Annotated in this window: 15 protein-coding genes; 8 read left to right on the plus strand and 7 right to left on the minus strand. The window is 63.3% G+C overall.

Annotated features, from left to right (window positions below; translation table 11 throughout):
• Positions 1-167 precede the first annotated feature (167 nt).
• Positions 168-3,506 (plus strand): DEAD/DEAH box helicase, encoded by a 3,339-nt coding sequence (locus ACZ92H_RS20900; RefSeq protein WP_465050929.1) that lies wholly within the window; start codon positions 168-170, stop codon positions 3,504-3,506.
• A gap of 156 nt (positions 3,507-3,662) precedes the next feature.
• On the opposite strand, the gene ACZ92H_RS20905 is transcribed toward ACZ92H_RS20900, so the two are convergent.
• Both ACZ92H_RS20905 and ACZ92H_RS20910 read right to left on the minus strand, forming a co-directional pair.
• The gene (locus ACZ92H_RS20905; protein WP_131378200.1) at positions 3,663-5,063 is read right to left on the minus strand and encodes a heavy metal sensor histidine kinase; all 1,401 of its coding nucleotides are present in this window, start codon (positions 5,061-5,063) and stop codon (positions 3,663-3,665) included.
• A complete protein-coding gene (locus tag ACZ92H_RS20910) occupies positions 5,060-5,770 on the minus strand; it encodes a heavy metal response regulator transcription factor (protein ID WP_131378198.1) in 711 nt (236 codons plus the stop codon). The genes ACZ92H_RS20905 and ACZ92H_RS20910 overlap by 4 nt, the downstream gene beginning before the upstream one ends.
• 140 nt (positions 5,771-5,910) lie before the next feature.
• On the opposite strand from ACZ92H_RS20910, the gene ACZ92H_RS20915 reads away from it, so the two are divergent.
• Together ACZ92H_RS20915 and uraH are read left to right on the plus strand one after the other, a co-directional pair.
• The gene (locus ACZ92H_RS20915) at positions 5,911-6,405 is read left to right on the plus strand and encodes a heme-binding protein (RefSeq protein ID WP_465050928.1); all 495 of its coding nucleotides are present in this window, start codon (positions 5,911-5,913) and stop codon (positions 6,403-6,405) included.
• 11 nt (positions 6,406-6,416) lie between these two features.
• Entirely contained in the window at positions 6,417-6,824 is a 408-nt protein-coding gene (gene uraH / locus ACZ92H_RS20920; protein ID WP_465050927.1) for a hydroxyisourate hydrolase, read from the plus strand.
• Between the two features lie 15 nt (positions 6,825-6,839).
• Here the strand turns inward: uraH and ACZ92H_RS20925 are convergent, their stop codons facing one another.
• A complete protein-coding gene (locus ACZ92H_RS20925) occupies positions 6,840-7,538 on the minus strand; it encodes a glutathione binding-like protein (RefSeq protein ID WP_465050926.1) in 699 nt (232 codons plus the stop codon).
• Positions 7,539-7,734: 196 nt separating this feature from the next.
• On the opposite strand from ACZ92H_RS20925, the gene ACZ92H_RS20930 reads away from it, so the two are divergent.
• Positions 7,735-8,160 carry a YdgH/BhsA/McbA family protein gene (locus ACZ92H_RS20930; RefSeq protein WP_131378189.1) on the plus strand — a complete coding sequence of 142 codons (426 nt, stop codon included), beginning with the start codon at positions 7,735-7,737 and terminating at the stop codon, positions 8,158-8,160.
• 4 nt (positions 8,161-8,164) lie between these two features.
• Here the strand turns inward: ACZ92H_RS20930 and ACZ92H_RS20935 are convergent, their stop codons facing one another.
• The gene (locus ACZ92H_RS20935) at positions 8,165-9,814 is read right to left on the minus strand and encodes a methyl-accepting chemotaxis protein (protein WP_465050925.1); all 1,650 of its coding nucleotides are present in this window, start codon (positions 9,812-9,814) and stop codon (positions 8,165-8,167) included.
• 323 nt (positions 9,815-10,137) lie between these two features.
• On the opposite strand from ACZ92H_RS20935, the gene ACZ92H_RS20940 reads away from it, so the two are divergent.
• Positions 10,138-10,503 carry a hypothetical protein gene (locus tag ACZ92H_RS20940; RefSeq protein ID WP_465050924.1) on the plus strand — a complete coding sequence of 122 codons (366 nt, stop codon included), beginning with the start codon at positions 10,138-10,140 and terminating at the stop codon, positions 10,501-10,503.
• A 144-nt stretch (positions 10,504-10,647) separates the two neighbouring features.
• On the opposite strand, the gene ACZ92H_RS20945 is transcribed toward ACZ92H_RS20940, so the two are convergent.
• On the minus strand, positions 10,648-11,055 hold the full coding sequence (locus ACZ92H_RS20945; protein ID WP_465050923.1) for a hypothetical protein: 408 nt from the start codon (positions 11,053-11,055) through the stop codon (positions 10,648-10,650).
• 199 nt (positions 11,056-11,254) lie between these two features.
• Here ACZ92H_RS20945 and ACZ92H_RS20950 point away from each other — a divergent pair, with 199 nt between their 5' ends.
• On the plus strand, positions 11,255-12,067 hold the full coding sequence (locus ACZ92H_RS20950) for an AraC family transcriptional regulator (RefSeq protein WP_465050960.1): 813 nt from the start codon (positions 11,255-11,257) through the stop codon (positions 12,065-12,067).
• Positions 12,068-12,112: 45 nt separating this feature from the next.
• Here ACZ92H_RS20950 and folE read toward each other — a convergent pair whose 3' ends face one another.
• Together folE and nudC are read right to left on the minus strand one after the other, a co-directional pair.
• On the minus strand, positions 12,113-12,679 hold the full coding sequence (gene folE / locus ACZ92H_RS20955; RefSeq protein WP_131378181.1) for a GTP cyclohydrolase I FolE: 567 nt from the start codon (positions 12,677-12,679) through the stop codon (positions 12,113-12,115).
• 78 nt (positions 12,680-12,757) lie between these two features.
• A complete protein-coding gene (nudC, locus tag ACZ92H_RS20960) occupies positions 12,758-13,594 on the minus strand; it encodes an NAD(+) diphosphatase (protein WP_131378179.1) in 837 nt (278 codons plus the stop codon).
• Positions 13,595-13,883: 289 nt separating this feature from the next.
• Here nudC and ACZ92H_RS20965 point away from each other — a divergent pair, with 289 nt between their 5' ends.
• Positions 13,884-16,214: a catecholate siderophore receptor Fiu gene (locus tag ACZ92H_RS20965; RefSeq protein WP_465050922.1), complete on the plus strand. Its 2,331-nt coding sequence runs from the start codon at positions 13,884-13,886 to the stop codon at positions 16,212-16,214.
• A gap of 387 nt (positions 16,215-16,601) precedes the next feature.
• Complete coding sequence (locus ACZ92H_RS20970) at positions 16,602-17,915, plus strand: dicarboxylate/amino acid:cation symporter (RefSeq protein ID WP_131378175.1); 1,314 nt, start codon at positions 16,602-16,604, stop codon at positions 17,913-17,915.
• Positions 17,916-17,990 lie beyond the last annotated feature (75 nt).

The following is a 17,990-nucleotide window of genomic DNA, read 5'->3' on the forward strand; positions in this document are numbered from 1 at the left end:
CAACAACGGGACAAGGGAAAGCCAGGCAGGAAGTTGCTGCCTGGCTTTTTTTCGTCTGCAAACCCCACTTTTTTTGCGGCAAAGCCCGCGCAATAGACAAAAGTGCAAAACATGCGCTGCGCATACCCTTTACAATCCTCGCTCGCTTTACAAAATAATTGGTCATCATGAATCAGGCAGAACAGCAGCGCCTCCTGGCTATCCTGGAGTATTGGCACAAGATCGAATTCTTTATCCCGTTTGACCTGAATCAAATCACGGACGTTGAAGACCCGTCCAGCGTGCGCCTCCTGCACCGCGAACAGCTGGCGCAACTGCCGCCGCAGTTCGCCACGCAATGGCAGGTGCCGTCCGACCGCGAGATCGACGGCTTTTCATTGTTCCTCGGCGTCTTCGACAAGGCGGAAATCAGCAAGGCCTGCCCTGCCCCCGGCGGCCAGGAAAGCATGGCCGAAGGGGAAAAAACAGAATTGCTGGGACGCTCGTGCTTTGCCCGCTTGAACCTCAATGCGCTGGGCGAGCCGCAGTTCGATCCCGTTTCCGTGTCAACCTTGCCGTGGGCGCTGGGCCGCGCCCGCACGCCGGACTGGTCCGGCCTGAGCCTGGACGCCTTCAGCGACAGCCAGCTGGCCCTGCAAGACAGCCTGCGCAACTTTGCCGCCGCGCGCGCCTCTCAGCAAGTGACGGACGAGGCCGGCAATGTCTCCTCTCCCTTGTCCGGCATGGAAATCGCGGCACTGGCCGACCTGCTGCGCGACTGGGCAGGTTTCCATCCGTCCGCCGGCCAGCCGCTGGCCGTGCTGGAAGTGCGCACGCGCAAGAAACGCGCTGCCGTGGCGGACGCCGATGCGCCGGAGTCCAGCCAGAACCGCAGCCTGGATTTTGGCGATGCGGTGGAGCCAAGCATCGATATCCTCAACAGCTTTTACCTGGATGACCTGGAACAGATCATCCGCGCCTTGCGCGGCGGCAAGCTGCCCGCCACCGTGGCCGCCTACCTGACGCCGCTGGCGCAAGATGAGCGCATCGACCTGTACAGCCCGGCCGGACGCCAGGCCCTGGCCGCCATGCTCAATCCCGCGCACATGAACCGGGGCCACTGGCTGGAGGACGCCAGCTACGCCATGAGCCTGATGCAGCAGTTCGCCATCCACGGTGCCCGCACGGGCTTGCACGAGCGGGGCATCTTTTCCGTCAATGGCCCGCCGGGCACGGGCAAGACCACCTTGTTGCGCGAATTGTTCGCCGACAACATCGTGCGCCGCGCCAGCGTGCTGTCCTGCCTGGACCGCGCCGCCGACGCCTTCATCGGCAAGGTGGCCGTGGCCTTCGAAGGCGTGCGCGACCCGATTACCATCGCCCGCCTGCGCCCGGAACTGACGGGCTTTGAAATGGTCGTCGCCTCGTCGAACAACGCGGCGGTGGAAAACATTTCCGGCGACCTCCCAAAACCTAAACAGCTGGGCAAGGAATGGGCGCGCACGCGCTATTTCGACAGCGTGGCGCGCCGGGTCGTCGCCGATGGCAATGGCGCCAACCGCGCCTTGAGCGAACAGGACGCGCCCTGGGGCTTGATGTCCTGTGCGCTGGGCAACAGCGCCAACCGCCGCCGCTTCATCAGCAATTTCTATGACGACGACTGGGACAAGAGCACGCCGCGCAAGACGCCGAACGCGCAGAATATCCGCCAGTGGCTGGCCAGCTACCAGGGCGTCAGCTTCGCCCAGGCGGCGCGCGAGTTCCGCGAAACGGAACACGTGGTGGAAAAGGCCCTGGCCGAACACGCCCAATATGCTGCCCTGTGGCAAGCCGTGGGCACTTGCACGCAGGACGCATTCATCCACGGCAGCCAGCAGGCGTTGATTGCAGCCGAGCACGAGATGGATGCGGCCAACGGCGCCCTGTCCGGCGCGCTGGCACAGCAGGACACCTTGCTCGCCAGCAAGAAGGAATTGCTGGAGGAGGAACGCCTGGTGGCGCTGACGCAGCCGGGCTTCTTTGCCAGATTGTTCCGCACGGCGCCGGCGCGCGCCTACAAGGACGCCGTCGTCGCCAACGCCGAGGCGCAGCGCCAGGCCGCCCGCGACGTCTCTGCCATCAAGCTGTTGCTCAAGGGCGAACTGGAACCGCGCTGCGAGCGTGCCCGCAACAGCCTGCACATCGCCCTGCGCACGGCGCAATCGCGCCAGCGCGAATGGGATGACAGCACGGAACTGCTGCGCCGCGCGCGCCTGCGCTTCCCCACCATCCTCGCCCCCGACTCGCTGGAAGCGCTGGATGGCGACGCGCTGCAAGTCGGCGGCCTGTGGCATGAGCCGGCCCTGGCGCGCCTGCGCTCGCGCCTGTTCGCCAAGGCCCTGGCCCTGCATGAAGCATGGCTGGCGGAAGTGGCGAAAAAGGGTGGCCCCGGCTTTGGCGGCAACTTGCTGGCCGTCTCCAAATTGCTGAAAAACAAGCGCGCCTACGACCAGTCGCACATCGCCATGGTGTGGCACAGCCTGTTCATGGTGGTACCCGTCGTGTCGACCACGTTTGCCTCGTTCGCGCGCCAGTTCCAGGGCATGGGTCCCGAATCGCTGGGCTGGCTGTTCATCGATGAGGCGGGCCAGGCCGTGCCGCAGGCGGCGCTGGGCAGCCTGTGGCGCGCCAAGCGCGCCGTCGTTGTCGGCGACCCGCTGCAGATCGAACCCGTGTTCACGGTGCCGGCCCGCCTGGTGCAAGCCTTGTCGGCCCTGTCGCCGCACACGCAGGACGGCAGCTACGCGCCGACGTCCGTGTCCGTGCAGACCCTGGCGGACAAGGCCAACCGCTATGGCGCCGTCGTCGGCGCCTACAGCGAAAAACCCTTGTGGATCGGCAGCCCCCTGCGCGTGCACCGCCGCTGCGTGGAGCCGATGTTCTCGCTGGCCAACAGCATCGCCTATGAAGACAAGATGGTCTACGGGCTAACTGAGCGCACGCCGCCGGCCGGCGCGCGGGGCCTGACGCGGGGACCGAGCCGCTGGATCGACGCCGGCGGCCCCGTCAGCTACAAGCAGGTGGTGCCTGTGCAGCTCGATTTCGTGCTGGAAGTGCTGCTGAAACTCTACCGCCGCGATGGCAAGCTGCCCGACATGTATGTGATCACGCCGTTCAAGGCCGTGCGCAACGAATTGCGCTCGCGCATCATGGACCTGGACTGGGATCGCCGCCTCGGCTATGGCAAGGCGCCCACGGCCCGCGAATTGCGCCAGTGGAGCAGCCAGATGGTGGGCACCGTGCACACCTTCCAGGGCAAGGAGCAAAGCGTGGTGATGCTGGTCCTGGGTGCGGATGACAGCACGGCGGGCGCCGCGCAGTGGGCGGCCAGTACGCCCAATCTGCTCAACGTGGCCCTGACGCGCGCGCAGCATTATGTGTACATCGTCGGCAACCCGCTGCTGTGGGGCCAGTTGCCGCATTTTGCGCCGGCCTGCGCGCAATTGCCGCATACGGGCATGCATGAGTTTTTGGTGGAGATGGGCTGACGGCCCCGAGACCCTACGGCACCACGTAATCCGACAATATTATTGACGGCTCTTGTCGGATTCCGCTTGGCTTCGCCTCGCTAATCCGACCTACCCTGTGCCGGAATGCGGCGTAGGTCGGATTAGCGTAGCGTAATCCGACACCACCCAAGTCAATTACGCCGGAAAAACCAGGGTAAACGTCGTGGCGGCCGCGTCGGAGGCGACTGTCGCGCTGCCGCCGTGCAGCTGCATGATGGCCGTGACGATGGCCAGGCCCAGTCCTGTGGAAGCGGCCGAATCGCTGCGGGCCGGATCGGCACGGTAGAAACGCTCGAACAGGTGCGGCAGGTGGCGCGCGGGAATGGCGGGGCCGAGGTTGCTCACGCTCAGCTCCACGCCCTCGTTCGTCGCGTGCGAGCGCAATAAAATCGTGCTGCCGGGCGCCGCGTGGCGGATGGCGTTCGACAGCAGGTTGCCCAGGGCGCGGCGCAGCAGTTGCGGCTCGGCCGTCACCGTGCCGCTGCCGTGGCACGCCAGCGCCAGCTCGCGCTCTTCCGCCAAGCCTTCGAAGAAATCGGCCAGCCGCAAAAATTCGTCCTGCACGGGCAAGGCTTGCTTGACCAGGATCATCTCTTCCTGCTGCGCCCGCGCCAAAAACAGCATGCTGTCGATCATGCGCGACAGCCGTTCCAGCTCTTCCACATTCGACGACACCAGCTGTTCATACTCGTGCGCGCTGCGCGGGCGGGCCAGCATGACCTGGCTTTGTCCCAGCAGATTGGTGACGGGCGTGCGGAATTCATGCGCCAGATCCGCGGAAAACTGCGACAGCCGCGCATAGCCTTCCTGCAAGCGCGCCAGCATGGCATTCAGGGCGTGGATCAGCGGCAAGAGTTCTGTCGGCGCATCGCGCGCTTCCAGCTGCTGGCCCAGCTTGCCGGGCCGCACCAGGGCCGCGTGGGCGGCGATATTGCGCAGGGGCCGCAAGCCCCGCAGCAGCATCACGCTGGCCAGCAGCGCCGCCACCAGCGCGCTGACGGCCACCGAGACCACAATCTGCCAGCGGTAGGCGGCAAACATGGCCGTGCGGTCGCCATACACGCGGGCAACGGAAATATCGGCCATCTGCGCCGGATCGCCGATGCGCGCACTGGCCGCCACCACCCTGGCCGGATAGCCGTCGCGGCTGGTCCAGCTGACGATGTCGCCGGCCGTCACGGGCGCATCGACGGCCACGGGCACAGGATGCGCCACCGTCTCGCCGTTCGGATTGACATCGATCAAGCGCGTGCCATCGGCGCGCACGATACGGACCAGGGAATTCTCCTGTCCGCTCATGGTGTCGCGGAAGTACTGGGGCCGCTCGCGGATGATATCGAGGGTGCCGGCATTGCCCAGCAGCTGCTGGATCTGCCGCAGTTTTCCCAATAATAAAATGTCGTCGCGGCGCTCGATTTCCGCCACGAACGAGCGGTACAGATGCATGCCGAGCCCGGCCGACACCAGGGCCACGATCAGCACGAAGACCAGCGTGACGCGCAGGGTCAGCGAGCGGCGCAGTGGCGAGAACTTCATGCGCCGGCGCCGCTGTCGGGAATGCCGGGCGCGCGCAATTCGCAGACATAGCCCATGCCCCGCAAGGTGTGGATCAGCTTGGGTTCGAACGGGTCGTCGAGCTTGCTGCGCAGGCGGCGGATGGCCGCGTCGATGACGTTCGTGTCGCTCTCGAAGTTGATGTCCCACACTTGCGAAGCGATGATGGAGCGCGACAACACTTCGCCCTGGCGCCGCGCCAATAAGTGCAGCAAGCCGAATTCCTTGGCCGTCAGGGTGATGCGCTGGCCCTGGCGGCTGACCTTGCGCTTCATCACGTCGATTTCCATGTCGCCGATGCGGATCACGTCGTCTTCGCGCGGCGGCCCGCGCCGCAACAGCGTGCGGATGCGCGCCACCAGTTCGGCAAAGGCGAACGGTTTCACCAGGTAATCGTCGGCCCCCAGCTCCAGCCCCTTGACGCGGTCCTGCACCTCGTCGCGCGCCGTGAGAAAGATCACGGGCACGTCGGCGCCGCCCGGCAGCAGGCGCAGCGCACGCAGCACTTGCCAACCATCCATGATGGGCAGCATGACATCGAGCACGATCAGATCCGGCGTGTCCGTGCTGGCCATATGCAGGCCGTCGCGGCCATTGCGCGCCAGGCTCACCGTAAAGCCGGACTCGGCCAGACCGCGCAACAGATAATCGCCCGTCTTCGGTTCGTCTTCTATGACCAGGATGCGCATGGGTGGGGCTCTCTTGTGGGAAGTTAGCCCATTTTACGCCGCACGCCGGGCGCTGCGGATGATAAAAATGTCATGCGGCCATCATCTTCCCGTAGGGCGCCACTGGCCATACTGGCGCCATTCTTTTGCATGGACGCCATATGAAAACGTTGCTCTTCGGCAGTACCCTGCTGTGCCTGCTGGCCAGCCCTGCGCACGCCCAGTTGCGCCAGGTCACTGACCTCTCGCTGGCCGCCGCCAACACACTGGCGAATGCGGCCGTGGCCGCGTGCCAGGCGCAGGGCCGGCACATCGCCGTCACCGTGCTGGACCGTGGCGGCAATGTCGTCACCGTGCAGCGCGCCGATGGCGTGGGGCCGCATAACACGGCAGCGAGCGGACGCAAGGCCTATACGGCCCTGTCCACCAAGAACGATACCCAGGCGCTGGCCGCGGCTGCGCGCGCCAACCCGGACATGGCCAATCTGGCCACCGTGCCGGAGCTGCTGCTGCTGGGCGGCGGCCTGCCCTTGCGCGCCAAGGGAAACATCGTCGGCGCCATCGGCGTGGCTGGCGGTGGTGGCGCGCAGCCGGACCGCGCCTGTGCCCTGGCAGCGCTGGCCGCCATTCCCGAACTCGATTCCCCCACCCTGTGAAAGACACGACAATGACGAAGCTGAAACAAATCACCGCTGCCCTGGCCTTTGCCAGCCTGTCCGGCATGGCCCTGGCCGCCAATCCCTTGAGCGTGCACATCCTCGACCTGCAAAGCGGCCAGCCGACGGCCGGCGTGACCGTCACGCTGGAGCAAAAGCAGGGAACTGACTGGAAACAGTTGGCCAGCGCCGTGACGAATGCGCAGGGACGCATCACGGCCATGTATCCGGCCGAGACGCCCATGCAGGCGGGCGACTACCGCATCGTGTTCAAGACGGGCGAGCACTATGCGCGGCTGAAACAGGACACCTTTTTCCCGGAAATCCCCGTGCAATTTCAAGTGGAAAAGACGGACCAGCACTATCACATTCCCTTGCTGCTCAGCCCTTTCGGCTTTTCCACATACAGGGGTAACTGAAGGGGCAACTGCAGCCTAGCCGAGCGTCTTCGCCGTCTGCCCGAACAGCACGCTTTTGGCGTCGCCGCTGACGGTGGGCTGCACGTTGATCTCGGCTGCGCGCGCATAGGCGCGCACGGTGGCAGGACGGGCGGCGATGGCCGCGAACCAGCGCGCCAGGTGCGGGAAATCTTCCAGCTTCTGGCGCTGGCGTTCGTGCGGCACGATCCACGGATAGATCGCCATGTCGGCGATGGAATACGTGTCGCCGGCAACAAAGGCGCGGTCCGCCAGGCGCTTGTTCAGCACGCCATACAGACGGTTGGTTTCATTCACGTAGCGCGTGATGGCGTAGTCGATCGGTTCGGGGGCGTACTGCACGAAATGGTGGTTCTGCCCCGCCATGGGGCCCAGGCCGCCCATTTGCCAGAACAGCCATTGCATGACCTCGGCGCGCCCGCGCACGTCGGCCGGCAGGAATTGTCCGCTTTTCTCGGCCAGGTATTGCAGAATCGCCCCCGACTCGAACAGCGACAACGGTGCGCCGCCATCTTCCGGCGCCTGGTCGACGATGGCGGGGATGCGGTTGTTGGGCGCGATGGTGAGAAACTCCGGCTGGAACTGCTCGCCCTTGCCGATATGCACGGGGATGATGTTGTAGGGGATGCCCGCTTCTTCCAGGAACATCGTCACTTTGTGCCCGTTGGGCGTGGTCCAATAGTAAAGATCGATCATCGTGGTCTTTCAGTGTCGGTAGGGGGCTAGGCTTGCCGGTGGCGCGCGCGTGGATATTGTCGCGCCGCAACTGGTGTGCATGGATATAATGCCACGTAAGCGAAAAACAAGATGGCGCCCGCGGCAGGGCAAGCGCCCACTCGCGCCGTCACGCAGGCATCCCCACATTCCCGAGCACCAACCAAGAAAGCCGACCATGCGCAAACTCCTGATCGTCATGCTCTCCGTCCTGCTGTCAGGCTGTGTCCAGGACTTCGCCATCTACATGTTCGACGGCCAGGACCATTCCCTGACCGTGCGCCGCCAGCAGCGTTATTTTTGGCAAGATACCGTGGAAGTGCAGCTAATGGCGACCAATCTGCCGCAATGCCAGCGCCTGCACACCTTGTCGACGGATGCGCCGGCCGACATCAAGGTCGAGCTGTATGCGGCGGGCGATGGCGTGTGGAATATTCGCATGGGCAAGCAGTTATGGCAGGCGGAAACGAATACCTGCAATGAACTGACGGAAATGGAAAACGACCCGAAAGCCGACCTGGGCCAGCCGATCGGGCAATTCGTCGTCGTCGATGAAAAACTGACCTTCGAGCCGGCGCCGCAAGCGGCGGCGCCAGCCCGATAAACGCCTAGCGCGCCGCCAGGCTGCGCAACGGCTTTTTCGCCACGCCGCGCGGTGCGGCAGCCGAGCTTGCAGCCAGGCGCGGCGCCGTGCCCTGATGCTCCTGCGCCGACAGCTTGAAGCGCGCCACCAGCTGCGCCAGCACGGCCGCCTGGTCCTGCATGCTCGACGCCGCCGCAGCCGCCTCTTCCACCAGGGCCGCATTTTGCTGCGTCACGCTGTCCATCTCCGTGATCGCCTGGTTGACGTGGCCGATGCCCGTGCTTTGCTCGTGCGAGGCGGCCGTGATGTCCGCCATGATGTCCGTCACGCGCGAAACGGAAGCCACCACCTGATCCATCGTCGTGCCCGCCTGTGCCACCAGGGTGCTGCCGGCCGCGATGCTGTCGACGGAAGCGCCGATGAGTTCCTTGATTTCCTTCGCGGCCCCAGCGGACCGTTGCGCCAGGTTGCGCACCTCGGACGCCACGACGGCGAAGCCGCGCCCCTGTTCGCCGGCGCGCGCCGCTTCCACGGCGGCATTCAGGGCCAGGATATTCGTCTGGAAAGCGATGCCGTCGATGACGCCGATGATATCGACGATCTTGCGCGACGAGGCGTTGATGGTATCCATGGTGCCGATCACTTGCGCCACCACGGCGCCGCCCTGGCGTGCCACGGCCGAGGCCGACTGCGCCAGCTCGTTCGCCTGCACGGCGTTGCCCGCGTTCTGCGTCACGGTCGAGGTCAATTCCTCCATCGAGGCGGCCGTTTCTTCCAGCGAGCTGGCCTGCATTTCCGTGCGTGCCGACAAGTCCATATTGCCGCTGGCAATTTCGCTCGATGCCGTGGCAATCGTCTCGGCGCTGTGGCGGATTTCACTGATCGCCTCGACCAGGTTGGTCTGCATGGTTTTCATCGCGTACAGCACGCTGTGGCGGTCATTCGCATGCGTGCGCACGCTGCTGCTCAAGTCATTGCTGGCGATCTTTTCCGCCACCTCGGCCGCATATTCCGGGTCGCCGCCCAGCGCATGGCGCAGGCTGCGGTTGATGGCTACGACGACGGCCGCCAGCAAGGCGCACACCAGCAGCAGCACGCCCAGCGAGGTGATCAGCGACTGGCGGAAAGCAGCGTCGATATCGTCCATGTACACGCCCACGACGAGGGTCCAGGCCCATGGCTTGTAGGCCACCACGCGGCTCATCTTCGGCTCGGGATTCTTCTGGCCGGGACGGGGGAAGTAATAGTGGACAAAACCCTTGCCCGCCTCGCTCTTGCCGACGGCGACGATGTCGCGGTACAGATAGGTGCCGTTGGCATCCTTAAAATCCGACATGTTCTTGCCATTGGTTTGCGGCGCGGCAGGATTCATCACGACGACGGCGTCGAGGTTGATGATGGACAGATAGCCGGTCTCGCCAAAACGCATGCTCTTGATGACGGCGGTGGCCTGCTTTTGCGCTTCCTCCTGCGTCAGCGCGCCGCTGGCGGCCAGGTCGCCGAACATTTTGACGGCGCCCAGGCCCAGGTCGGCGGCATTGCTCAGGTCAGCGCTGCGCTCCTCGATGCGGATCTTGCGGATTTCCAGGGCGTTATAGACAAAGATGACGGTGATGCACAACAAGCTGCAAATCAGGGGAATCCATAATTTCTGCTGGAACGTCAATTTCTTCATGTGGCTGTCTCCAACTGTATGTGCGGCGAAGGGGGCAAGTCCGCAGCCGGCGCTACGGCCAGCAATGCGGCGGCGACGGCGCTCTGGCGGCACCGTTCAGACGTCTCCAGCATACGCTCGAACTACCGATATTTACAATGCCGGGAAGCAATGAATTTTGCCTGGTGTTGTTAATGCGTTGCGACAATTGATGAGAATTGATGCTGCATTGCAGTAGAACGCTCGGGGACAAGGCGCCGCGAGGCAGGCGGGGGCCGCGCGCGTGTGTCAAAATGCATGCCGGCGGATACACGACAAATCCAGATGAATCACGAAAGCACAGCATGACCAAGAATGAAGCCATGAAACGCATTAACGACCGCCTGGGCAAACCCGCCCTGACGGACAAGAACACGCACTTTGCCAGCGTCGCCAGCTATGGCACGGACGAAGGCTGGTGGCTGAAGATTCCTTTCCTGACCTTCAAGCAGGAATTGCACTTCATCCTCAATAACGAGAAAACGAAAAGCTTCCAGCACCTGAAAATCGGCGCCAACCAGATCCTCAGCCCCGGCATGAAATTTCGCAGCACGGGCGGCGCGGCCGACGCCTTCATGTCGGCCTCGGCGCCGAAACGCCTGGTCGACTTGCTCGACGGCGGCAGCAAGTACAACTTCACCAAGCATTTCGTCAACGACTACCGCTACTAAAACACCCGCCCCGGCCTGCTGCGCGTCGGTATGGGCAGGCTGCGGTGCTCACCGGCTCGGCGCCCCCGTACTCGAGTACGAGGGCGCTTCCTGGCCACAAGTCACTGCCGCTCGCGACGGTTTGGTCAGGCGCTCTTGACGTTGTCAGCCTTCCCTTGGCGGCAGCCATGCCTTGAGCAAATGCTGGGCGATGTCGAGCGCGTCGTCGCGGCTGGTGCCGAAATGCAGGGGATAGCCCCAGAACTTGCCGAACATGACGGCAAAGGCCTTGCCGGCCAGGCGCTTGGCGGCGCTGGGCTCGACCAGCACCATGCCCTGGATGTAGGCGCGGATGGCGGCCTTGTTTTGCTTCATCCATAGCGAGGCGCGCTTGCGCTCTTCCTGCGGGTGCTCGTGCCCGTCTTCATCAAAGCCTTCCTCGCTGAGAATGACAAACGCCTGCTGGCGCGCCAGCAGCGCGTCGAACTGGGCAAAGAGCATATCGGACGGGACGCTGGCGTCTGCCGCGCGGCGCATCCAGACGAGGGGAAAGGCGGAAAAATCGAGTTGCATGGGGTGACTCCTTCAAGGGGTTGCCGTTCCTCCTGGCCTTCATCAGAACACTGGCGGCGGCGGTTGCCGTTGAAGCGGGGCTGCGGATGCTCACACGATACCGGTGGCGCCACTGCGCGTCATTGCATAAAATAGCCACAATATTATTCAATCCAGCCAAAGTTCCCCCATGCCTCACGCCCTCCTGCCCCACATGCTGATGGCCCAGCTGGGCCTGGACGCTCCGCCCTCGCTCATCGATTTCGACGTCGATGGCGTGCGACGTCCACTGCTGGCCGTGGGCCTGGCCAGCGTGAGCGAAGACGCTGAACAGGCGCCGCACCAGCACCGCAAGGGACAGCTGCTGTATGCCACGCGCGGCGTGATCCATTGCGAGGTGGAAAGCGGCGTGTGGATCGTGCCGCCCCAGTGCGCCGTGTGGATACCGGGCGGCCTGATGCACGCGGCGCAGGGCGTGGGCGAGGCCGAGTGTTATTGCCTGTTCGTCGAGCCGGCCATGGCGCCGGCCTTGCCTGCCGTCTGCTGCACCGTGGCCGTCTCGCCGCTGCTGCGCGAACTGATCGCCAAGGCGGCCGGTTTCCCCACCCTGACCGCCTTGCATGGCGCGCAGGAACGCCTGGTGCTCACCCTGCTCGATGAACTGGCAACCGCGCCCGTGGAAGACTTGCATTTGCCGATGCCGCGCGATGCGCGCCTGCGCCGGCTGGCCTCCCTGCTGCTGGCGCAGCCGGCCGATAAAAGCACCCTGGCCGAATGGGCCAGCCGCATCGGCATGAGCGAGCGCAGCATGACCCGGCAGTCGCTGGAAGAAATGGGCATGAGCGTGGGCCGCTGGCGCCGGCAGCTGCACGTCATCATCGCCCTGCAGCGCCTGGCAAAAGGACACAGCGTGAAAACCGTGGCCCTGGAACTGGGCTATGAAAATACCAGCGGTTTTGTCACCATGTTTCGCAAGGCCGTCGGCAAGCCGCCGGCCCGCTACCTGGCGGAGCGGGAATCGGACCGGCCATGAAAAAAGGCGGCATCAGCCGCCTTTGTCTTGCATTGCCAGCGAAAATCAGCTTTCGCGTGCCAGCGCCAGGAATTCCGTGCGCAACGCCAGGTTCGGCTGCATCTCGCCCAGCATGGCCGAAGTGATGGTTTCTTCGCCAGGCGTGCGGATGCCGCGGCTTTCCATGCACAGGTGGCGGCAGCGCACGACGACGCCCACCGATTTCGGTTCCAGCACTTCCATCAGCGCGTTGGCGATCTGCATCGTCATGCGTTCCTGCACTTGCAGGCGCTTGGAGAAGCAATCGACGAGGCGCGTCAGTTTCGACAGGCCAACGATTTTGCCATTTGGCACGTAGCCGATGGTGGCCTTGCCGAAAAACGGCGCCAGGTGGTGTTCGCAATGGCTGTAGACGGGGATGCCGCGCACGACGATCAGCTCGTTGTACTGCTCCGCGCCATCCTCGAAGGCTTTCAACAAGTCGATCGGGTCCTGGCCATAGCCGGAAGTCCAGTGTTTCCATGCTTTCGCCACGCGCGCCGGCGTTTCCAGCAGGCCGGGACGCTGCGGATCTTCGCCAAAGCTGCTGATCAGCCGGCGCCAGTCGTTTTCGGAGAATTCTTCTTGAGACATGCTACATCACCCTAAAATTTGCAATTGCCGCCAGTATATAGAAAATGTGACAGGCTGCCCCGGCGGAGCTTGCTTTGCCTATGCCGCCGGCGGGCGGTGCGCGCGCACCAGCAGCGCGGAAATCGACACGCTGGACGTCGCTTCGGGCCACGCATCGCCGGGGCCGAACCAGCGCGCTTCGGCGATCTCGTTCTCGTCCAGGCGGATCTCGCCATCGAGATAATCGGCTGTAAACGCGATCATCAGCGAATGGGGAAACGGCCACGACTGGCTCATGAAGTATTGCAGATTGTGCACGCGCAAGCCCACCTCTTCCATCACTTCGCGGTGCACGGCTTCCTCGATCGATTCGCCCGCTTCCAGGAACCCTGCCAGCGGACTGAAGCGCTGCGAGGGCGAGTGCCTGTGCATGGCCAGCAGTACCTGATCGCCCTTGCGGATGAGCACCATCATGGCCGGCGAAATGCGCGGATACGCGAGCATGCCGCAGGCGGCGCACTTGAAGCAGCGCTCGCCCCGCGCGCGCTGCATGGGCGTGGCGCAGACGCCGCAATAACGGTGCGTGCGCGCCCATTCGGCCAGCTGCACGGCGCGGCTGGCCAGCCCAAGGAAGCCGTCGTCGACGGCATTGAACAGCGAACGCAAGCCGTGCCACGCCAGGCCGCTATCGGCAGGCAAGTACTCGTCGTCGCGCCAGACGGTCTGGCAATACCGGCCCTGCCACAGGCCAATCGGCTGGGCGCGGCTCATATCGATGTCGAGGGCGGCCACCTGCGCCGGCATCGGCAAGGCCAGGTCCGCCGTGCGCAGCAGCAAACGCCCCCGGTGAAAGACAAACGTGGCCGTGTCGGCGGCGGCCGGTGCCGGTTCGGGCACATCGATCAGGGGCAGAAAAGCGTCGGGAGTCTGGAGCATGCTGGAAGCCAATTGTAAAGGTTGCTCATCATACTCCCGCTGCGCATCGCTTGCGCGCGTAGCAGCCGCTCGCCCGCAAAGCAAGCATTCATGCGGCATGACAGTGTTTTTTTCCCAGCACGGAGAAAGCGTTGCGTAAACGAGACTGATAACGATTCTCATTTACGGAATAACGCCCAATTATTACAATGTCACCCAACCCGTCTCCACCGCCAGCCACTTGCCGCGTGCTTTTGCACCGTTGCAGCGCCAGCCAGGAACCCTACCCTGACCATACCGAGAGAGCAAGATGGCAATCAAGAGCCGCAAACACGCCCCCACCCGTTTCAACCAGCACATCGGCGCCGCCCTGGCCGTGATGCTGCTGCCCGTCGCTGCCCAGGCGGCCGACCCGGCCGGCCAGAGCGCCGCCGCATCGCAGCAAACCCTGAACGAAGTCAAGGTCGTGGGTTCCAAGGAAAATGATTTCAAGGCCGAAAAAGCCTCGTCGCCCAAGTACACGGAAGAACTGGTCAACACGCCGCAAACCATCGTCGTGATCAAGAAGGAATTGATCGAACAGCAAGGCGCCTTGACACTGACGGACGCGCTGCGCAACACGCCTGGCGTCGGCACCTTCTTCCTCGGTGAAAACGGCAACACCAACACGGGCGACGCCGTTTACATGCGCGGTTTCGATGCGTCGGGCAGCATCTATGTCGACGGCGTGCGCGACGTGGGTTCCATCTCGCGCGACGTCTTCAACATCGAGCAGATCGATGTGCTGAAGGGCCCGGCAGGCACGGACAGCGGCCGCGGTTCGCCCACGGGCTCGATCAACCTGGTCAGCAAGACGGCGACCATGGAAAACACATTCAATTCCCTGCTGACGGCGGGCAGCGGCAAGCAGAAGCGTGCCACGGCCGACTGGAACCGCATCATCGACAGCGATTCCGGCACGGCGTTCCGCCTGAACCTGATGACGCAGGACAGCGGCAACCCGGCACGCGACGAAGTCAAGAACAAGCGCTGGGCCATCGCCCCCACCGTCACCTTCGGCATCGGCAAGCCGACGCGCATCACGGCCAGCTACCTGCACGTGGATCAAGACAATGTGCCCGACGGCGGCGTGCCGACCATCGGCTTGCCGGGCTACACGACGCCGGACACCATCACGGCAACGAACAAGGTCATCCGCACCTTCCTGAACACGGCGGCGAAAGTCGATCCAAAGAATTTCTATGGCTCCACGTCCGACTACGACAAGGTCAAGGCCGACATGGGCACCTTGCGCATCGACCATGATTTCTCGCCCACCGTGCAACTGCAAAACACCACGCGCTATGGCAAGACCAAGCAGGACTACCTGCTGACAGCCTTCATGGGCACCACCGCCAACCTGAAGACGCCCGTCGCCACCGATCCGTCGACCTGGACCTTGGCGCGCTCCACGCGCACGGTGAAAGACCAGGAAAACACCATCCTCACCAACCAGACCGTGCTCAGCGCGCAATTCGACACGGGCGTGCTGAAGCACTCCATCGTGGCCGGCGCCGAATTCACCAGCGAAAAGCAGACCAATTACAGCTATGTGGCCGCCAGCATGGGTACCTTGCCGGCTGCCAACCTGTATCACCCGAATCCGCGCGACCCCGTCACCGGCTTCAATCCCGTGCGCAACGGCGCCTACAGCGAAGGCGAAGTCAACACGCAAAGCGCGTATGTCTTCGACACCATCAAGTTCGGCGACAAATGGATCTTCAATGGCGGCGTGCGCTTCGACCATTTCAACACGAGCTATGACGCCGTCACCCTGCAAGCGGCCGTGACGCCGCCCGCCGTGCAGCCATTGCCAGTGGGCACGCCGATTCCCGCGCACATCACCCTCGGCGATACCTTGACCAACGGTAAGATTTCCGCCCTGTACAAGCCGACGCCGGACAGCAGCGTGTACGCCTTGTGGGCCACGTCGAAAGCGCCGCCAGGCACCAACTTTACCCTGAGCACGGGCGCCAGCAGCGCACAAAACCCGATCTATGATCCGCAGGAAACCACCACCAAGGAAATCGGCACCAAGTGGGACTTCCTGAAACAGAAATTGTCGTTCTCGGCCGCCCTGTACCAGACGGAAGTCAAGAATGAAGTGGAACAGGATCCCGTCGACCTGCAGTACTACCAGAATGGCAAGAAGCGCGTGCAAGGCGTGGAAATCGGCGTGGTCGGCGAAGTCATGCACAACTGGCTGGTCAGCGCCGGCTACACGCGCATGAACACCAGCGTGGCAGCGGGCAAGGTCGTCACGGCGGCCGGCGTGAATAACCTCAGCTACACGCCGAAACAGGCCTTCACGGGCTGGACTTCGTACACCCTGCCCTTCGGCCTGAAGATCGGCGGCGGCGCCCGCTATGTGGGTGAAATGCTGCGCGGCACCGACGGCGCCGTCGGCACGCCGGCCCGCATCGATTCCTACTGGGTCTTCGATGCCATGGCAACGTATCCCGTCAACAAGAACCTCGACCTGCAGCTGAACGCCTACAACCTGGGCGACAAGGCCTACGTGGCGGCCATCAACAAGTCCGGCTACCGCTACACGCCGGGCCAGCCACGCTCGTTCAGCCTGACGGCAAATATCAAGTTCTAACGTCAAAAGAACACGCCTTGCGCACGACATCGAGCCCCTCTCCGGAGGGGCTTTTTTATTCTCCTGATAATCTTGCCTTTTTCGCGCGCAGGCAGCCCGCCGCGACTAGCGTATGAAAAGTCATACGGCGATCCCTGTCCCCGTCCAATATTTCGCGCAGAGCTGCTATTTTGCAACTTTCCGAAAAATAAAAAAGTGCCTTAAATCAACGACTTGACAAAGGTTCTGCTGAAAAAGCATTTCAGGCATATCCTTTGCTATGTACAGGTTTTGCTGCAAATAATCGCCAGCACGCAAGGGCTTGTTTTTGAGAAATATTGACTCCAAGCTTGAGTTGCTCGCTATCAATAATCCGCTCACAGCGGCGCTTCATTTGGAGGAGTCAAAATGAAAAAGAAACGGCCATTAACCCTGTACATCCTGATTGCCATGATTCTCGGCATCATCGTGGGGTATGGATGCAACACCGCCTTCCCCGATGCCGCAGTCAGCGCGCAGATCGCTGGCAATATCTCCATCGTCACCGATGTCTTCCTGCGCCTGATCAAGATGATCATCGCGCTGCTGGTCTTCTCCACCCTGACGGTGGGCATCGCCCACATGGGTGACGGCAAGACGGCAGGCCGCATCGGCCTGAAAGCCATGTGCTGGTTCGTCGTCGCCTCGCTGGTGTCGCTGGCGCTGGGCATGGTGCTGTCGAACCTGATGCAGCTGGGTACCAACCTGGGCTTGCCATTGCCGGACGTGCACGCCTCGACCAACCTGAAAACGGCGGCCTTCACGCTGAAAGACTTCTTCACGCACCTGGTGCCGAAATCGCCGATCGAGGCGATGGCCAATAATGAAATCCTGCAAGTGCTGGTGTTCTCCATCTTCTTCGGTGGCGCACTGGCGGGCCTGGGCGAATCGGGCAAGACCCTGACAGCCGTCGTCGACCAGCTGGCGCAAGTCATGCTGCGCATCACCGGCACCATCATGAACATGGCACCGCTGGCCGTGTTTGCCGCCATGGCCTCCGTCATTACCACCCACGGCCTGGGCGTGCTGGTCACGTTTGCCAAGTTCATGGGCGGCTTCTACCTGGGCCTGGTGTGCCTGTGGGCACTCTTGATCGCCGCCGGCTTCGTCGTCATCGGCCCGCGCGTCTTCAAGCTGGTTTCCCTGATCCGTGAACCGTTCCTGCTGGCCTTCTCGACGGCCAGCTCGGAAGCGGCGTATCCAAAACTGCTGGTGGCGCTCGACCAGTTCGGCGTGGACCGCAAGATCTCCAGCTTCGTGCTGCCGATGGGCTACTCCTTCAACCTCGATGGCTCGATGATGTACTGTACCTTCGCCGTGCTGTTCATCGCCCAGGCCTACGGCATCGACCTGTCGATCGGCACGCAGATCACCATGCTGCTGCTGCTGATGCTGACCTCGAAGGGCATGGCCGGCGTGCCGCGCGCCTCGCTGGTGGTGATCGCCGCCACCTTGAACCAGTTCAACATTCCGGAAGCGGGCCTGCTGCTGCTGATGGGCGTGGACCAGTTCCTCGACATGGGCCGTTCGGCCACCAACGCCGTCGGCAATGCCGTCGCCACGGCCGTCGTTGCCAAGTGGGAAGGTGGCCTGGCCACGGAAGAAGAAGCGGCCGCAGCCAATGCGGCCAACCAGAACACGGAAAGCCACTGGGGCGAAGCGGACCACGCTAGCAAGGCCTAAGGCGCCATGGCCCGCCACAAGCGGGCCATTTATTTGTTTTCATTGTTGAGTAACAAGCAGTCAGGTAGTGCGATC

The sequence above is a fragment of the Janthinobacterium foliorum genome, from assembly GCF_978021625.1.

Coding starts and splice junctions, on each gene's coding strand:
- ACZ92H_RS20900 (WP_465050929.1), top strand. CDS start 168: ATGAATCAGGCAGAACAGCAGCGCCTCCTGGCTATCCTGGAGTATTGG.
- ACZ92H_RS20905 (WP_131378200.1), bottom strand. CDS start 5,063: ATGAAGTTCTCGCCACTGCGCCGCTCGCTGACCCTGCGCGTCACGCTG.
- ACZ92H_RS20910 (WP_131378198.1), bottom strand. CDS start 5,770: ATGCGCATCCTGGTCATAGAAGACGAACCGAAGACGGGCGATTATCTG.
- ACZ92H_RS20915 (WP_465050928.1), top strand. CDS start 5,911: ATGAAAACGTTGCTCTTCGGCAGTACCCTGCTGTGCCTGCTGGCCAGC.
- uraH (WP_465050927.1), top strand. CDS start 6,417: ATGACGAAGCTGAAACAAATCACCGCTGCCCTGGCCTTTGCCAGCCTG.
- ACZ92H_RS20925 (WP_465050926.1), bottom strand. CDS start 7,538: ATGATCGATCTTTACTATTGGACCACGCCCAACGGGCACAAAGTGACG.
- ACZ92H_RS20930 (WP_131378189.1), top strand. CDS start 7,735: ATGCGCAAACTCCTGATCGTCATGCTCTCCGTCCTGCTGTCAGGCTGT.
- ACZ92H_RS20935 (WP_465050925.1), bottom strand. CDS start 9,814: ATGAAGAAATTGACGTTCCAGCAGAAATTATGGATTCCCCTGATTTGC.
- ACZ92H_RS20940 (WP_465050924.1), top strand. CDS start 10,138: ATGACCAAGAATGAAGCCATGAAACGCATTAACGACCGCCTGGGCAAA.
- ACZ92H_RS20945 (WP_465050923.1), bottom strand. CDS start 11,055: ATGCAACTCGATTTTTCCGCCTTTCCCCTCGTCTGGATGCGCCGCGCG.
- ACZ92H_RS20950 (WP_465050960.1), top strand. CDS start 11,255: ATGGCCCAGCTGGGCCTGGACGCTCCGCCCTCGCTCATCGATTTCGAC.
- folE (WP_131378181.1), bottom strand. CDS start 12,679: ATGTCTCAAGAAGAATTCTCCGAAAACGACTGGCGCCGGCTGATCAGC.
- nudC (WP_131378179.1), bottom strand. CDS start 13,594: ATGCTCCAGACTCCCGACGCTTTTCTGCCCCTGATCGATGTGCCCGAA.
- ACZ92H_RS20965 (WP_465050922.1), top strand. CDS start 13,884: ATGGCAATCAAGAGCCGCAAACACGCCCCCACCCGTTTCAACCAGCAC.
- ACZ92H_RS20970 (WP_131378175.1), top strand. CDS start 16,602: ATGAAAAAGAAACGGCCATTAACCCTGTACATCCTGATTGCCATGATT.